Origin of the sequence: Mesorhizobium sp. M2E.F.Ca.ET.209.01.1.1 (assembly GCF_004010375.2) — a bacterium.
Classification (GTDB): Bacteria; Pseudomonadota; Alphaproteobacteria; order Rhizobiales; family Rhizobiaceae; genus Mesorhizobium.
In genome coordinates, this window is the sequence record NZ_SADP02000357.1 from 1 (window position 1) to 384 (window position 384).

The 384-nt window shown below is 67.4% G+C and carries 1 protein-coding gene; it reads right to left on the reverse strand.

The annotated features are described in order from the left end of the window. On the reverse strand, positions 1–384 hold a 384-nt coding region (locus tag EN852_RS35970), incomplete at both ends, for a M24 family metallopeptidase (protein ID WP_135879699.1).

Below are 384 nucleotides of genomic sequence, written 5' to 3' on the forward strand. Positions count from 1 at the left end.
GGCGGCATAGCGGCGGCAGACGCCGGCCAGTTCCAGTGCGATCGTTTCGTCCTTCCCGAACCGCCTGTCGCTCCACATGATGTGCGGCGCCGAAGCGTTCTCACCGCCCAGGATCGTTGGCGGCAGCGCTGTGATGTCGCCGGCGAAATCCGGACTGCCTCCGATCTGCGCCGCCTGGATTTCGGCGATCGCGTCGCATTCGCGCACACCCGGCGCGATGACGTCGTAGGCGCGCGCGACCGCCGCTTGCGCCAGCATCGACGCCTTGCGCAGATAGTCAATTTCCGGCGCCGACTTCACCGCGCGGATCCAGTTCACGAGCAGATCGGCATCGTGCCATTTCGCGTTGGGCAGTCCGGCGACGAGCCGCGCATGCGCCTTCGG